The organism is Pseudomonas faucium, assembly GCF_021602585.1.
GTDB classification, from domain to species: Bacteria; Pseudomonadota; Gammaproteobacteria; order Pseudomonadales; family Pseudomonadaceae; genus Aquipseudomonas; species Aquipseudomonas faucium.
In genome coordinates this window covers 1-15,296 of sequence record NZ_BQIP01000044.1, presented here as the reverse complement: position 1 = coordinate 15,296, position 15,296 = coordinate 1, and the positions used below count along the sequence as shown (strand labels likewise).

Annotated in this window: 10 protein-coding genes and 1 rRNA gene; 4 read left to right on the top strand and 7 right to left on the bottom strand. The window is 63.5% G+C overall.

What is annotated here, in order from left to right; all coding sequences use genetic code 11:
- The first annotated feature begins 7 nt into the window (after positions 1-7).
- Positions 8-123, top strand: a 5S ribosomal RNA gene (rrf, locus tag L6D75_RS26730).
- A 57-nt stretch (positions 124-180) separates the two neighbouring features.
- Here the strand turns inward: rrf and L6D75_RS26725 are convergent.
- The 4 genes from L6D75_RS26725 to L6D75_RS26710 all read right to left on the bottom strand — a co-directional run bounded on the left by L6D75_RS26725 (position 181) and on the right by L6D75_RS26710 (position 5,000).
- Positions 181-2,595: a TonB-dependent siderophore receptor gene (locus tag L6D75_RS26725; protein WP_176515980.1), complete on the bottom strand. Its 2,415-nt coding sequence runs from the start codon at positions 2,593-2,595 to the stop codon at positions 181-183.
- A 168-nt stretch (positions 2,596-2,763) separates the two neighbouring features.
- On the bottom strand, positions 2,764-3,768 hold the full coding sequence (locus tag L6D75_RS26720; RefSeq protein ID WP_219824863.1) for a FecR domain-containing protein: 1,005 nt from the start codon (positions 3,766-3,768) through the stop codon (positions 2,764-2,766).
- Entirely contained in the window at positions 3,722-4,225 is a 504-nt protein-coding gene (locus L6D75_RS26715) for a sigma-70 family RNA polymerase sigma factor (protein WP_176515978.1), read from the bottom strand. The genes L6D75_RS26720 and L6D75_RS26715 overlap by 47 nt, the downstream gene beginning before the upstream one ends.
- An 85-nt stretch (positions 4,226-4,310) precedes the next feature.
- Positions 4,311-5,000, bottom strand: a complete 690-nt coding sequence (locus L6D75_RS26710; protein WP_176515976.1) for a GntR family transcriptional regulator — start codon at positions 4,998-5,000, stop codon at positions 4,311-4,313.
- Positions 5,001-5,198: 198 nt separating this feature from the next.
- Between L6D75_RS26710 and lapG the strand changes: the two genes are divergently transcribed.
- Both lapG and lapD read left to right on the top strand, forming a co-directional pair.
- The gene (gene lapG, locus L6D75_RS26705) at positions 5,199-5,960 is read left to right on the top strand and encodes a cysteine protease LapG (RefSeq protein WP_176515973.1); all 762 of its coding nucleotides are present in this window, start codon (positions 5,199-5,201) and stop codon (positions 5,958-5,960) included.
- A 10-nt stretch (positions 5,961-5,970) separates the two neighbouring features.
- The gene (lapD, locus tag L6D75_RS26700) at positions 5,971-7,917 is read left to right on the top strand and encodes a cyclic di-GMP receptor LapD (RefSeq protein ID WP_176515971.1); all 1,947 of its coding nucleotides are present in this window, start codon (positions 5,971-5,973) and stop codon (positions 7,915-7,917) included.
- 51 nt (positions 7,918-7,968) lie between these two features.
- Here the strand turns inward: lapD and L6D75_RS26695 are convergent, their stop codons facing one another.
- Genes L6D75_RS26695 through L6D75_RS26685 form a run of 3 tightly spaced genes read right to left on the bottom strand, consistent with a single transcriptional unit; the run spans position 7,969 to position 12,872 of the window.
- Positions 7,969-9,327, bottom strand: coding sequence for an HlyD family type I secretion periplasmic adaptor subunit (locus L6D75_RS26695; protein WP_176515982.1), 1,359 nt, complete (start codon positions 9,325-9,327; stop codon positions 7,969-7,971).
- Between the two features lie 7 nt (positions 9,328-9,334).
- A complete protein-coding gene (locus L6D75_RS26690) occupies positions 9,335-11,491 on the bottom strand; it encodes a type I secretion system permease/ATPase (RefSeq protein ID WP_176515969.1) in 2,157 nt (718 codons plus the stop codon).
- 43 nt (positions 11,492-11,534) lie between these two features.
- Positions 11,535-12,872, bottom strand: coding sequence for a TolC family outer membrane protein (locus L6D75_RS26685; protein WP_176515967.1), 1,338 nt, complete (start codon positions 12,870-12,872; stop codon positions 11,535-11,537).
- A gap of 353 nt (positions 12,873-13,225) precedes the next feature.
- Between L6D75_RS26685 and L6D75_RS26680 the strand changes: the two genes are divergently transcribed.
- On the top strand, positions 13,226-15,296 hold a 2,071-nt coding region (locus tag L6D75_RS26680), incomplete at its 3' end, for a retention module-containing protein (protein ID WP_236193942.1).

Sequence of the window (15,296 nt, the reverse complement as noted above, 5' to 3'; positions counted from 1 at the left end):
AGAATTTCTTGACGACCATAGAGCATTGGAACCACCTGATCCCATCCCGAACTCAGCAGTGAAACGATGCATCGCCGATGGTAGTGTGGGGTTTCCCCATGTGAGAGTAGGTCATCGTCAAGATTCAAAACCAAAGCCCCTGTCTGCACTGCAGACAGGGGCTTTGTCTTTTCCGGGTTGTCAGAACTGATAGCTGACCGTCGCGCTGACATTGCGCTCTTCACCCATGTAGCAGTAGTTCAGGCTGGCGCACGAGGTGATGTAGGTTTCGTTGGTGAGGTTGTTGGCGTTCAGGCGCACGTCCACACCCTTGAGCCCGACCTTGCCCAGGTCATAGCCCACCGAAGCGTCGAACAGCGTGTAGGAGGGCACCTTCATGCTGTTTTCCGCATCCACCCAGCTGTACCCCACATAACGCACTCCACCGCCCAGGCGCAGGCCATCCAGCGGGCCCTGGCGGAAGTTGTAATCAGCCCACAACGAGAACATCTGCTTGGGCGCCTGGGTCGGCGAATGGCCCTTGTTGTCGAGATTGCCGGCGACCAGGCTCGGCATCGATTTGGCATACTCGATATCGGTAAAGGTGTAGCCACCCAGCAGCTTCAGGTTGTCGGTCACCTGTACATGGGCCTCCAGCTCCAGGCCTTGCGAGCGCACTTCACCCACAGGCCGATAGAAGTTCTCGTCCGGCTGCTTGGATGCCAGGTTCTCCTGCTCGATGTGGAAGACCGAGGCGGTGAACAAGTTGTCGCTGCCCGGTGGCTGGTACTTGATACCCGCCTCCCACTGGGTGCCTTCGGTCGGTGCCAGCGGCCGCCCGTCCTGGTCGGAGACGGTGTTGGGGTTGAACGACTCCGAGTAGCTGACATAGGGCGCGATGCCGTTCTCGAACAGATAGAGCACGCCCGCCCGGGTCGTGAACTTGCTGCGCTCGTCGCTGACCTTGGTATCGCTGTCACGGTTCTCTTCCGAAACCCTCACCCAGTCCTGGCGCAGGCCCAGCGAGAAGCGCCACTGGTCCAGCTCGACCAGGTCCTGCAGGTATACCCCAGTCTGTTGCAGGCGGCGCTGATAGCGGTTTTCGCCCAGCACCTGCAGGTTGCCATTGCCGTACTGTGGGTGACTGGCGTCCAGCGGATCGACCGTGCCATAGCGCCAGGCCACGTCGGCCTTGCGCCGCTGATAGTCGGTGCCCAGCAGCAGCGTGTGCTTGGCTGGGCCTGTGAAGAATTCGGCCTGCAGCATGTTGTCGATGATGTAGGAATGCAGCCGCTCGTCCCCGCCGGTATAGGCGCGGTTGAGGATATTGCTGTCAGCATCGGCCCACCCGGCCGAGTAGACCTGGTCCATGGTCACGTCGGAATCCTGGTAACGGAAGTTCTGCCGCGCAGTGAACACGTCGTTGAAGCGGTGCTCGAACTGGTAGCTGAACGACTGCTGGGTGCGCTCGTAGTTGTCGATGCCCGGCTCGCCTTCGAAGAAGTGATCCGACAGGCGCTGGCCATTGCGCTTGTGCAGCATGCCATCCGCCGGGTTGCCGCCATGGTAGCCACCGTTGGGGTCGTGCTGCAGATAGGCCTGCAGGGTCAGCGAAGTGTCTTCGCTGAAGTCGATGCTGATTGCCGGCGCGATGGCGTAGCGCTCTTCCTTGTTATGGTCGAACTGCGTGTCAGATGCGTCCGCCAGCCCGGTCAGGCGATAGGCAATGCGCTTGTCGTCATCCAGCGGGCCACTGAAGTCGAAGCCCATGCCTCGCTGCCCCTGGGTGCCCACGGTCGCCTGCACCTGGTGATAGGCCTCGAACAGCGGCTTCTTGGTGGTAAGGGCCACCAGCCCGCCCGGCGAGCTGCGGCCATACAGCACCGAGGAGGGGCCCTTGAGTATGTCGATGCGCTCGAGGAAGTAAGGGTCCACCTGCATGGTGCTGTAGGTGCCGTTGTCGCCCATCGACTTGAGGCCATCGACGTAGATGTTGTCCACCGAGCCGTCATTGAAGCCGCGCATGGCCACGTAGTCATAACGGTGGGTGGCGCCATAGGGGTTGGTCAGCACCCCAGGGGTGTAGCGCATGGCCTGGGCGACGGTTTGCGAGCCTTGGTCATCGATCTGCTGGCGGGTCACCACCGATACCGATTGCGAGGTTTCCACCAGCGGCATGCTGGTCTTGGTCGCCACCTGGCTATGGGTGGCGTTGTAGCCCTCCATGCTGCCCAGCGCATTGCCAAGGCTGAAACTGCGCACATCGGTGTCCGGCAGTGACAGCGCGGCATCCTCAGGCTGGGCACGCAGCACGTAGCTGTGGCCGCCCTGGCCGACGGCTTCCAGGCCGGTACCGTTGAGCAGCTGGCGTAGCGCCTGGTCTGTCGAGTAATGGCCCTGCAGGCCGCTGGAGCGCAGCTCGCCGGTCATTTGCGGGGTACTCGACAGGGTGATGCCTGCCTGCCGCGCAAATTGATTGAGCACGTCATCCAGCGGCCCTGGCGGGATTGCATAGGGCTGGCTCACCTGCACCGGCTCGGCGGCGGATGCAATGACCGGCAGGCCTGCCAGGCCCAGTGCCGTGCCGAAGAGGGCGGCGCGTATCGCCTTGCGCAACAAAGGTGAATCTAAAGAAGGTCGAAAATCATTCTTGTGAAGAGCGTGAGCAGAAGGTGAGGCGATGGGCATCGTGAGGTCCGTCGAGGGGTCAAGGGCAGAAAGGTTGGTTTACTGTCCTTGCCGGACGGTGAAGCAAAACCCGCCAGTTATTTACCGTAGCGAGTGTCAACTCAGGCGCTCGAGGCGTATCCACCAGCGGGTACGTTGGCGCAGTTGCACCGGCAGCGTCTGCGGGAGCAGCTGCAGCAGCTGCTCCGGGTCTTCCAGGCGGAACACCCCCGACAGGCGCAGGTCGGCGATATCTTCATCGCAGGCGAGGTAGCCATGGCGATAGCGGCTCACCTGGGTCAGGAAATCTGCCAGGCGCATGTCCCGGGTGACGATCAGCCCCTCGCTCCAGGCTGCGGCGTCCATGGCAACCTGCTCCAGGCGCCTGGCGCCCAAGGCATCCACCCGCCAGTCCTGGCCGTTACCGATCCACTGCAGCTCACCCCCTGGTTGATGCACAGCCACCTTGCCAGCGGTGACGCTGACCCGCGTGCAGTCCTCGTCCTGGCGCACCACGAAGCGCCCGGCAAAGCCCTCCACCAGCGCATCGCGTGATTGCACCAGCAGCGGGCGCCCCGGGTCTGCGGTTTCGCTGCAGCTGAGCATCAACTCGCCCTGCTTCAGGCGGACCAGCCGCTGGTGCTCGGTGAAGGCCAGGTCCACGGCGCTGCGTGTGTTGAGCTGCAGCAGCGAGCCATCGGGCAAGCGCAGGCTGCGGCGTTCTCCGGTTGCGGTGGCGTAGTCCGAGGCCCAGGCGCTGACGCTCTGCAGGTCGCTGGCCAGCCAGCTCGCCGAGCCTACCAGGGCCACCCCGCCGAGCAGCTTGAGCGCCTGGCGCCGATGCAGCCGGCGCTGGCTGGTCTCCAGCGTCTGCAAGGCGACGCCGGCGCCGGGTATGGCGCGCAGGTCGAGATCCTGGTGCAGGCGCATCACCCGTTGCCAGGCCAGCTCATGTTCCGGCGCGGCGTTGCGCCAGCGCTCGCACTGCTGCGCCAATGACGGGTCGTTGCCCCGTTCACGCAGGCTGAGCATCCAGTGGATGGCCTGTTTCACGGCCGCAGGGGAGGGCGCCACGTTACGGCTCGTCTGCGTAGCGAAGCAGGTAACAGTGATACAGCGCATCGGCCACATAGCGCTCCACAGAACGCAGCGACACGCCCAACCGCTCGGCCACGGCCTGGTGGCTCAACCCTTCGCACTGGGCCAGCAGGAACGCCTGGCGCACCTTTGGCTTGAGCCCGTCGAGCATGCGCGCGATGCGTTCGAGCAGCTCCAGCAGCAGCTCGCGGGTTTCGGCCGAGGGTGCCTGGGCCTCGGGTAGCTGAGCCAGGGCTTCGAGGTAGGCGCGGTGCAGTTCCTCGCGCCGCCAGTGGTCGATCACCAAGCCGCGCGCCACGGTGCGCAGGAAGGCACGCGGGGTGTGCAGTTGCAGTTGATCCCGGCGTTGCAGCAAGCGCACGAAAGTATCCTGGGCCAGGTCCGCAGCATCGGCGGCATTGCCCAGCTGGCTGCGCAGCCAGGTGTTCAGCCAGCTGTGGTGGTCACTGTAGAGCGCGTGCACGGAGTCGTTGGAGGGCATGACGAGCCATCGGCATAAATGATAATTAGTCTCATTGTTTGCCGCGGCGGGGTTGGTTTGCAACCGTCATTTGCCGGCCGGGCCGTCAGCGGGCTGCCTGCTTGTCCAGATAAGTGCGGATCACCCGGGCGCCATGGTTCAGATGCTGCTCCAGCACGCTCACGGCAAGCTCCACCTGCTTGTCGCTGGCGGCATCGACCAAGGCGTTGTGATCGTCCTGGGTCAGCTTGCCCAGCCCCATCGATGACAGGTGAAAACGCAGGAAGCGCTCTTCCTCGTTGAGCTCGTTCTCGATCAGGCGCAAAAGCTTCTGGTTCGACGCCTTGCTGTACAAGGCCATGTGCAGCAGCCGGTTGAGGCGGCCGATCTCGGCATGGCGGGTTTCGTTTTCCAGTTGCTCGATGTAGCCACGGGCGCTGGCGATGTCCTCGGGCTCGAGCAGCGGGATGGACTGGCGCAGGGCTTCACTTTCCAGCAGCACTCGCAGCTCATAGGTATCGACCGCGTCCTCGCCGATCAGCGGCGCCACCACCGCGCCCTTGTGCATCTCCACGGTCAGCAGCGATTGCGCCTCCAGCTGGCGCAGGGCTTCGCGCACAGGCATGCGGCTGACGCCGTACAAGGTGGCCAGTTCCTGTTGACGCACGGCGGTGCCGGGCGGCAGGCGCCCATCGAGGATGGCGCTGCGCAGGCGCTCTTCGATCACGCCACGGGCCAGGTGCGCCGGTACCTGTTCGCTTACCAGCACATTACTCAGTTTGATTTTCTCGGCCACGCGGAGTCTGCCTCGACGAAGAAAGTTGGATCCAATGACACTAGTGATTGGCAAGGGGGCTTGTCAAACCAACGCACGGGGCGTGCGAAGCAAGACCACGGATATGGTGGATGAAGTCGGCCGGCAAAGGAAGCGACACCTACTAAAGCGCTAGCAAGAAAGTGATGGCCGGCCGACTGCCGGTGCCATGATTGCAGGGTGCCATTGTCTTTTGCGCTGGCACACCGCACCATCGCTGCTTTCGATCGGTCAGAACAGGTCTTCGCAGTGGCGATACCCTGGGTGCTCAAAACCGCCATGCGACGTCTCGGCCTTGCCGTGCTGCTCGGCAGCTTGCTGCTGGGCGGTTTGCATGCGGATTGGGATTTTGCCCAGATCAGCCGCAAGGCCCAGGCCCTGTATGGCCCGCTGGGCGCCGGCAAGGGCCGGATCGACGCCTGGCAGCAGCTGATGGCCACGCAAGGCCAGGGCACCGAACTGCAGCGCCTGCAGGCGGTCAACCTGTTCTTCAACCAGCAATTGCGTTATGTCGAAGACATCGACCTGTGGCACGAGGTCGATTACTGGGCCACGCCGATCCAGGCACTGATCAAAGGTGCCGGGGACTGCGAAGACTACGCCATTGCCAAGTACTTCAGCCTGCGCCGCATGGGCGTGCCCAGCGAAAAACTGCGCATCACCTACGTCAAGGCCCTGCGCCAGAACCGGGCGCACATGGTGCTGACCTATTATTCAAGCCCACAGGCCCAGCCCCTGGTGCTCGACAGCCTGATGGACGCGATCAAGCCGGCCAGCCAGCGTACCGACCTGTTGCCGGTGTATGCCTTCAACGGCGAGGGCCTGTGGCTGACGGGGGCCGCGGGCAACAAGAAAGTCGGCGACACCAAGCGCCTGTCACGCTGGCAGGACGTGCTGAAGAAAATGCAGGCCGAAGGGTTCCCGGCCGAACCGGTTTACTGAAGGAGCACAGATGTCACTGTTCAAACAATTGCTGTTGGCCATTTGCCTGTTCCTGGTAGTCGCGTTCAGCGGCAGCTTCATGGTCAGCCTGGAGAGTTCGCGCAGCCAGTACGTCAACCAATTGCGCTCGCATGCCCAGGATGCAGCCACCGCGCTGGCGTTGTCGCTGACGCCGAACATCGACGACCCGGCCATGGTCGAGCTGATGGTCAGCTCGATCTTCGACAGTGGCTACTACGCGAGCATCAAGGTCATCGACATGGGCTCCAACGCCGTGCTGGTCGAGCGCCATGCCGAACCAGACCCAGGTGGCGTGCCGGCCTGGTTCATCCACCTGATCGGCCTGGAACCGGCTGGCGGCGATGCCATCGTCAGCCGCGGCTGGCAGCAGGCGGCGCGGGTGGAGGTGATCAGCCATCCGATGTTCGCCATCGGCAAGCTTTGGCAGAGCGCACTGGGCAGCCTTGGCTGGCTGCTGCTGTGCGGGGCGGCGAGCGCTGTGCTCGGTGCCTTGCTGCTGCGCCGCCAGCTGCGCCCGCTGGACTACATGGTCGAGCAATCCCACGCCATTGCCCGTCGCGAGTTCCTCAGCCTGCCAGAGCTGCCGCGCACGCCAGAGCTGCGGCGCGTGGTGCAGGCGATGAACCAGATGGTCGAGAAGCTCAAGGCGCTGTTTACCGAACAGGCCGAACGCAGTGAGCGGCTGCGTAGCGAGTCGTACCAGGACAGCCTCACCGGGCTGTCCAACCGCCGCTACTTCGAGATGCAGCTCAACACCCGGGTCAGCAACCTGGAAGATGCACGCGCCGGCTACCTGCTGCTGCTGCGCGTGCAGGACCTTGCCGGGCTCAATGCTCGCCTCGGTGGCCAGCGCACCGACCAGCTGCTGCAGGCAGTGGGCGAACAGCTGCGGCGCACCTGTGCCACCTTCCCCGAGACCAACGACCTGATTTCCCGCAGCCGCGGCGGTGAATTCGCGGTGCTGGCGCCCGGCATGGTGCACGAAGAGGCCGTGCAGCTCGCCCAGGCCCTCGAAGCCACCTTGCAGAGCCTGCACGAGACCGGCGCCACCGACGTCGACCCGGTCGCCTGCATCGGCCTTGCCCCGTTCAGCCCGGGCGACGCCCCGCAAGCGCTGCTCAAGCTCGCCGACGAGGCCCTGGCGCGTGCCGAAAACCAGCCGACGCCAGGCTGGGTGTGCCTGGAGCAGGGTGCGGCAGCGGTTGCCGGTGACAGCCATCACGACTGGCACACACGGCTCGACCAGGCCTTCGTCAAAGGCCAGTTCGAGCTGTTCTTCCAGCCGGTGGTCGATTGCCGGGCGGTTGAGCGCGTGCTGCACCACAAAGTCATTTCAAGGCTGCACGATGACCAGGGCGAGGCGCTGCCGGCCGGCCGCTTCCTGCCCTGGCTGGAGCGCTTCGGCTGGATGCCGCGGCTGGACCTGTTGGTGCTGGAAAAGGTGCTGGCGCACCTGCGCAGCCATGACCAGGTGCTGGCGCTGAACCTCTCCGCCGCAACGCTCGCCGACCCCAAGGCCCTGCAGCGGGTGTACGAACTGCTTGGCCAGCACAGCGCCCTGGGGCCGCGCCTGGTGCTGGAAATCGGCGAAGAGCAGTTGCCCGTCCAGGCCGTGCTCGAGCAACTGACCCGGCGCCTGCACGGCCTCGGTTTCGGGCTGGCGCTGCAGCGTTTTGGCGGGCGTTTCAGCATGATCGGCAACCTGGCGCACCTGGGCCTGGCCTACCTGAAGATCGACGGCAGCTACATTCGCGACATCGACCACGAACAGCACAAGCGCCTGTTCATCGAGGCGATCCAGCGCGCGGCGCACAGCATCGACCTGCCGCTGATCGCCGAGCGGGTCGAGACCGAAGGCGAGCGGCAGGTGCTGCTGGAGATGGGTGTGGAAGGCATTCAAGGCCAGCTGGTGGGCGAGCCGGCGCCCTGGCGCTGAAAGCTCAAAGAAGCCTGAGGGTGGTTGCATCACACCCTCAGGCTGGCCGCCTCAGCGCTCGCGCAGGGCCTCGGAGCGGGCCTTCATGATCGGCTTGAGCAGGTAGCTCATGATGGTCTTCTTACCGGTCATGATATCCACCGTGGCCACCATCCCGGGGATGATCAGCAACGGTTTGTCCTCGGTGCCCAGGTGGCTCTTCTCGGTGCGCAGCTTGATCAGGTAGTAGGTGGTCTTCTTGTCTTCATCGGTGATGGTGTCGGCACCGATCTGCTCCAGCTTCGCCTTCAACCCGCCGTAGATCGTGTAGTCATACGCCGTGAACTTGACCGTGGCTTCCTGCCCCGGGTGCAGGAAGGCGATGTCCTTGGGCAGGATCTTCGCCTCCACCACCAGGGTGTCATCCAGCGGCACGATCTCGATGATGTCGCTGCCCGGCTGGATCACACCGCCGACGGTGTTCACCAGCAGCTGCTTGACGATACCCCGTACCGGCGAGGTCACCATGGTGCGGTGCACCCGGTCGTCCAGGGCCTTGCCAGTGGCCGTGGCCTTGTTCAGCTCGGTACGGGCCTCGTTCAGCTGGGTCAGGGCTTCGCTGCGGAACTTGCCGCGGGTCTCTTCGATCTTGCTCTGGACTTCCTTGATCGCCGCTTCGGCACGCGGGATGGCCAGTGCGGTCGAGTCCATCTGGCCGCGGTTTTCCACCTCGGCGCGGCGCAGGCGCAGCACTTCCACCTGGGAGATCGCGCCCTGGGCCACCAGGGGCTCGGACATGGCGATTTCCTGGCGCAGCAGCTGCAGGCTGTTGGCGTACTGGGCGCGCTTGGAGGTGAACTCGCGCAGCTCCTGCTGCTTCTGCACCAGTTGCTGTTCCAGGCCGCTGATTTCGTCCTGCAGCTGCTGGCGCCGGCTCTGGTACAGCGACTGCTCGCTGGCCGCCTGGCTCGGCGCGGCCTTGCGCAGTTCTTCGTCGATCTGCAGGGGCTTGTCGTCCACCTCGGCGCTCAGGCGTTGCACGCGCAGGGCCATGGCCAGGCGCGAAGCCTCGGTTTCGTCGACGTTGGAGGCAAAGCGGGTTTCATCCAGGCGCAGCAGCGGCTGGCCGACCTCGACGATTTCCCCTTCCTTGGCATAGATCTGCGCGACGATGCCGCCTTCCAGGTTCTGGATCTTCTGCACCTTGGAGGAGGGAATGGCCTTGCCTTCGCCGCGGGTCACCTCGTCGATCGGCGCCACGCTGGCCCAGATGATCATCACCACGAAGAACGCGATGATGCCCCAGATGGTCAGGCGCACGATGCGCGGCGCGTCTTCGATCAGCGCCTTGTTGACCTCGGGCAGCGGCTGCCCGGCAAGTGACTCGGAGCCCTTGAAGTAGCGGCGCAGGCTGTCCTTGAAACGCCCCATATCCAGCTTATGCAACACTGATCTGCCCCTTCTTCAGCGCATCCATGACGGCGGCTTTCGGGCCGTCCGCGACGATCTGTCCACGGTCGATGACGATCAACCGGTCCACCAGCGACAGCAACGAAGCCCGGTGGGTCACCAGCAACACGGTCTTGCCTTCGATCACCGCGCCCAGGCGTTGCTTGAGGCGTTCTTCACCGGTGTTGTCCATGGCACTGGTGGGCTCGTCGAGCAGCAGGATCTGCGGGTTGAGCAGCAGCGCCCGGGCCAGGGCGACGTTCTGCCGCTGGCCGCCGGAAAGGTTCTGGCCGCGTTCGCCGACCTGCAGCTCGTAACCGTCGGGGTGCAGGCGGGCGAATTCGTGCACGCCGGCCAGCTCGGCGGCCTGCAGGATCAGCTCGTCCTCGATGTAGCGGGCGCCGCTGACCAGGTTGTCGCGCAAGGTCCCGGCCAGCAGCTGGATGTCCTGGGGGACGTAGCCGATGTTGTGGCGCAGTTCACTGACGTCGATCTGGCGAATGTCCACGCCATCGACCAGCAACGAGCCATTGTCCGCCTCGTAGAGGCCGACGATGAGCTTGGCCAGCGAGCTCTTGCCCGAACCGCTGCGGCCGATGATGCCGACCTTCTCGCCTGGGCGGATGTTCAGGTTGATGCCCCTGAGCGCCTGGTTCTGCTGGTTGGGGTAGGTGAAGTCGACGCCGCGGAACTCGATCGCGCCCTGCAGCACCTGGCGGCTCAGTGGGCGCTCCTCGAAGTTGCGCTCTTGCGGCAGCTCCATCATCTGGTCGGTCGAGACCATGGTCACCTTGGCCTGCTGGTAACGCGCCAGCAAGCCGTTGAGCGAACCCAGCGGGCCGAGCGCACGGCCGCTGAGCATGTAGCAGGCCACCAGGCCGCCCATGCTGAGCTTGCCGTCGATGATCAGGTACACGCCCACGCAGATCATCGCCACACCCGCCAGCTGCTGGATGAGCATGGTGATGTTCATGGCCAGGCTCGACAGCACCTTGACCCGCAACTCCAGGCGGCTGAGGGTGCCGAGGGTCTGCTCCCACATGTACTGGCGTTCGCTCTCGGCGTTGTTGACCTTGACTGCATCCAGGCCCGCCAGGGTTTCGATCAGGCTCGACTGGCGCTCCGAGGCCAGGGCCATGGTCCGTTCCATGGTCGCCATCAACGGTTTCTGCAACGCATAGCCGATGCCCAGGGCCAGCGGGAAGGCGAGGATCGGGATCCACACCAGGTGCCCGCCGATGATCGCGATCACCAGCAGGATCAGCAGCGTGAAGGGCAAATCGATCAGCGTGGTCAGCGTGAGCGAGGCGAGGAAGTCGCGCAGGCCCTGGAACTCGTGGATGTTCTGGGCAAAGCTGCCGACCCGCGCCGGGCGATACTTCATCGACATGCCGACGATGCGCTCGAACAGCGTGGCCGAAATGATCAGGTCGGTCTTCTTCCCGGCAAGGTCCAGGCACAACCCGCGCAGCCCTTTGAGAATCAGGTCGAAGACGTAGGCAAAGCCGATGCCCGCAGCCAGTACCCACAGCGTCGCGGTGGCCTGGTTGGGCACCACGCGGTCGTACACGTTCATCACGAACAGCGGCGCGGCCAGGGCGATCAGGTTGATCACCAGGCTGGCGGCGATGGCATCGATGTACAGCCACTTGCTGCGCAGCAACGTGTCGCGGAACCAGGAGCGCGCCCGCGGGATGAGGTTGCCGTGGTTGACGTCGAACTTGTGCTGCGGCTGGGCGAAGAACACCTTGCCGCTGTAGTCGTCCTGCAGCGCCTCGCGGCTGACCAGCACCTCGCCACCGTCGCTCTCGCTGAGCAGCAGGCGCGCGGTGTCGGTGTTTTCCCAGCCCACCAGGATGGCGCTGCGGCCCTCCTTGAGCAGCAACATGGCCGGCATGGCGATGCTCGGGATCTGCTCCAGCTTGCGCTGCAGCAGGCGGCCCTGCAGCCCCGCGCGCGCCGCTGCACGGGGCAGCAGCTCGGCGTTCAGGCGCTGGGCCGGCAAGGGCAGGCCGGTGGTCAGCATCGCCCGGCTGGCGGGCTTCTGATGCAGGACACACAGGGTCAGCAGACTATCCAGCAAGGGGTCGTCATGCTGACTGCGTGGATCGTGGCTGAGTTGAACTCGACTGACTTCGGATTCCACGCGGCGCTCTCTTCATCCTTGTGGTAGATGGATCGGGTGCGCCTCAGTTCATGCCTGGCAGGTTCACCCGCGGTTTCAAATCGTTCTGCACAACGGTGGCCATCGGCGCTACGACGCCCTGGCTCTTGAGCAGCTGGCCAATGGTCGCCTTGATTCGGTACTGAGTAAACAATTGTATGTTCTTCACCTCTACCAGACGGCGCTGTGCGGTGAAGGTTTCATTCTCGCTGTCGAGCAGGTCGAGCAGGGTCCGTTCGCCGAGGCTGAACTGCTGCTGGTAGGCGCTGCGCACCCGGTTGCTGTGGTCCACGTACTGCTGGGCGATCGGCACCTGGGCGTTGGCGTTCTCTTGAGCATTCCAGGCCAGGCCCAGTTCTTCATTGAGCTGGCGCAGGGCATTGTTGCGAATGTCCAGCGCCTGGTTGGCCAGGTACGACTTCGATTCGAGGTCGGCCTTGTTGCTGCCGCCGGCATACAGGTTGAAGTTCATGCGCAGCATGGCCTGCCACTCGTTGTTGTGGCCAACCGTGCCATCGATGTTGTTATCGGCCGTTCGTCCGAGTTCTGCATCGAAGCGTGGATAGAAGCTCGACTTCGCAGCGTCGTACTGCTTTTCTGCCGCGGCGATATCCGACTCGGCGGAGCGCAGCACGGGGCTGCTTTCTACCATTTGCGCGCGTGCCTCTTCCAGCGTGGCCGGGAGCATGTCGATGAAAGGTGCGGGTGCGCTCAGTTCTTCCGGCATCCGGCCAACGACGCTGAGGTAGTTGGTGTTGGCATCGGCCAGGTTGGTCTGCTCGGTGATCAGGTTGTTGCGGGCCTGTGCCAGGCGCGCCTCGGCCTGGTCGAGGTCGGCCAGGCGGCCGACGCCGCGGCTGGTGCGCAGCTTGATCTGGTCGAGGATGCGTTCGTGGTTGCGCAGGTTCTCTTCGGCCAGGCGCACCATTTCGCGGCGCGAGAGGACATCGAGGTAAACCTGGGCGACATCCAGTGCGGTGCGCTCGGAAGTGCCCATCAGCGAGTAGGCGCGGGCATTGGCGGTGGCTTGTTGGCGGCCCACTTCGCTCGAGGTGGCAAAACCGTCAAAAACCATTTGGCGAAGACGGATTGCTGACTCGCCTCGGTTGAGGCTTTCCCAGCGATTGCCGGTGCTGGGGCTGTCGGTGCGCTCACGGCCATAGCCTGCGGTCACATCGACCCGCGGCAAATAGCCGCCCTTGGCGGCACGTACCTGGTAGTCGGCCGCCACGCGCGCGTTGACCCCGGCCTGGATCTCCGGGTGTACGTCGAGGGCGTTCTGCATGGCTTCGGGCAGGGTTTGTGCTTGTACCAAGGAGGCGGCAAAGGCTAGTGGTAGAGCGGTAAACAGTGACGCACGCATTGTTGCTGATCCCCCGGGGGCGCTGTTGTCCTGAATCACGGCCGAAGCTGTTCAGGTCTGAAAAAATGGCAACCTGATTTGACCGCTGAGCAGACTTCCGAGGGGGCACTGGTATTAGTACTAAAGGAAGGGATGGCAAACGTTCAAATATCAATGTGACATTACATAGCCGATTGTTTAGGATGGCGGAGATAAGGTCAATAGTTTGGCATAAAGTTAATCGCCAAGAGTTATAGACAGAATTTTGACGTCAAATACGTCGAAAACATTATTGAAACAATTCCCCCGACAGCGGCCCCTGCGCGCCGCTCGGAGCTTGGAATCAGATCACATCGGGTCAGCCGGAGAGTCCAATGAGCAGCGTTGTAGCCATCGTTAAAAGTATTGTTGGCCAAGTCATCGCAGTATCCCCAGAAGGCATCCGGCGCGTATTGATCGAAGGTGATCGCCTGCTGGCCGGTGAAGAGGTTCTTACCGGCCCGGGCGGCGCCGTTACCCTGGAGCTGGCCGACGGCCGCCTGCTCGATCTGGGTCGTGATACCCAGTGGAGCGCCGATGCGCCCGACAGCAGCACCGACCTGAGCCAGGCTACCGCTCAGGCCGCGCCGTCGGTGGAAGAGCTGCAGCAGGCAATTGCTGCTGGCGCCGACCCGACCACCGAGCTCGAAGCGACTGCAGCCGGCCCAGCGGCGGCTGGCGGCGGCGCCGTGGGTGGCGGCCACAGTTTCGTCATGCTGCAGGAGACCGCCGGGGCGGTAGACCCGACCATCGGCTTCCCCACCGGCCCACTTGCCTTCAATGCCGGGCTGACCACCCAGGAGGTGGGCGGCCTCGAGCAGAACACCTCGACCACCGATACACCGTTTGCGACCGGCGTGGCCCTCAGCGCCACCCCTTCGATCACCGAAGCGGGTGGCGTCATCGTCTATACCGCCACCGTTGGGCGTGCGCCCCTGAGCGACCTGACCATCACGCTGTCCAACGGCAGCGTCATCGTCATTCCCGCCGGCCAGACCAGCGGCGCCGTCAATGTCGTGATCGCGCCCAATGACACGCCTTACATCGACGCTGGCCAGATCGTCACCACCATCACCGGCACCAGCGGCGGCAATGGCCTGGTGGTGACCCCGAGCACTACGCCGGCGGTGACCCAGGTCACGGACACCATCGATACCACTACCGTGGTAGTCACGGCGGAGCCGGCGAAAGAGGGCGATGCGAACGTTACCTTCCACTTCCAGCTGAGCAACCCGCCGCAGGCTGGCAGCACCACCACGTTGACCGTGAACGTGGGGGGTACCAACTACACCGTCAATGTCGATGCCTCGGGTAAGGGCACGCTGAGTGTTCCCAACGCCAATGGTGACGATGTCTACAAAGATGGCTCTACCGTCACTGCCGAGGTGACTGCCGTCAATGGCGGCAACTTCGAAGCGGTCGACTTGAGCAAGTCGAACGTCACGGCCGAGGTCAAGGACACTATCGATACCACCACTGTGGTGGTTACCGCTGACCCTGCGAAAGAGGGCGATGCGAACGTTACCTTCCACTTCCAGCTGAGCAATCCGCCACAAGCGGGCAGCGCCACGACGCTGACCGTGAACGTGGGGGGGACCAACTACACCGTTAACGTCGATGCTTCGGGCAAAGGCACTTTGAGTGTCCCGAACGCCAACGGTGAAGATGCTTACAAAGATGGCAGCACCGTGACTGCCGAAGTGACGGCCGTAAATGGCGGCAACTTCGAAGCCGTTGACCTGAGCAAGTCGAGCGTCACTGCTGAAGTCAAAGACACCATCGATACGACTACTGTTGCGGTCACCGCTGATCCAGCGAAAGAAGGCGACGCGAACGTCACCTTCCACTTCCAACTGAGCAATCCGCCGCAGGCGGGCAGCACCACGACTCTGACCGTCAACGTCGGTGGCACCGACTACACCGTCAAAGTCGATGCGAGTGGTAAAGGCGTCCTGGAAGTTCCGAATACCAACGGTGAAGACGTCTACAAAGACGGCACGACCGTGACCGCTGAAGTCACTGCCGTAAATGGCGGCAACTTCGAAGAAGTTGACCTGAGCAAGGCCACCGCAACGGCCGACGTCAAAGACACGATCGACACCACCACGGTCACCGTGACGGCAGATCCAGCGAAAGAAGGCGACGCGAACGTCACCTTCCACTTCCAGCTCAGCAACCCGCCGCAAGCGGGCAGCACCACTACGCTGACCGTGAATATCGGCGGTACTGACTACACCGTCAAAGTTGATGCGACCGGTAAAGGCGTCCTGGAAGTCCCCAATACTAACGGCGAAGACGTCTACAAAGACGGCACTACCGTGACTGCCGAAGTGACTGCCGTAAACGGCGGCAACTTCGAAGAAGTTGACCTGAGCAAAGCCACTGCGACTGCCGACGTCAAAGACA

What these genes read in the sequence shown, in the direction of transcription:
- L6D75_RS26720 (WP_219824863.1), bottom strand. Translation starts at nt 3,768, where the DNA reads ATGCGCTGTATCACTGTTACCTGCTTCGCTACGCAGACGAGCCGTAAC.
- L6D75_RS26715 (WP_176515978.1), bottom strand. Translation starts at nt 4,225, where the DNA reads ATGCCCTCCAACGACTCCGTGCACGCGCTCTACAGTGACCACCACAGC.
- lapD (WP_176515971.1), top strand. Translation starts at nt 5,971, where the DNA reads ATGTCACTGTTCAAACAATTGCTGTTGGCCATTTGCCTGTTCCTGGTA.
- L6D75_RS26695 (WP_176515982.1), bottom strand. Translation starts at nt 9,327, where the DNA reads ATGGGGCGTTTCAAGGACAGCCTGCGCCGCTACTTCAAGGGCTCCGAG.
- L6D75_RS26685 (WP_176515967.1), bottom strand. Translation starts at nt 12,872, where the DNA reads ATGCGTGCGTCACTGTTTACCGCTCTACCACTAGCCTTTGCCGCCTCC.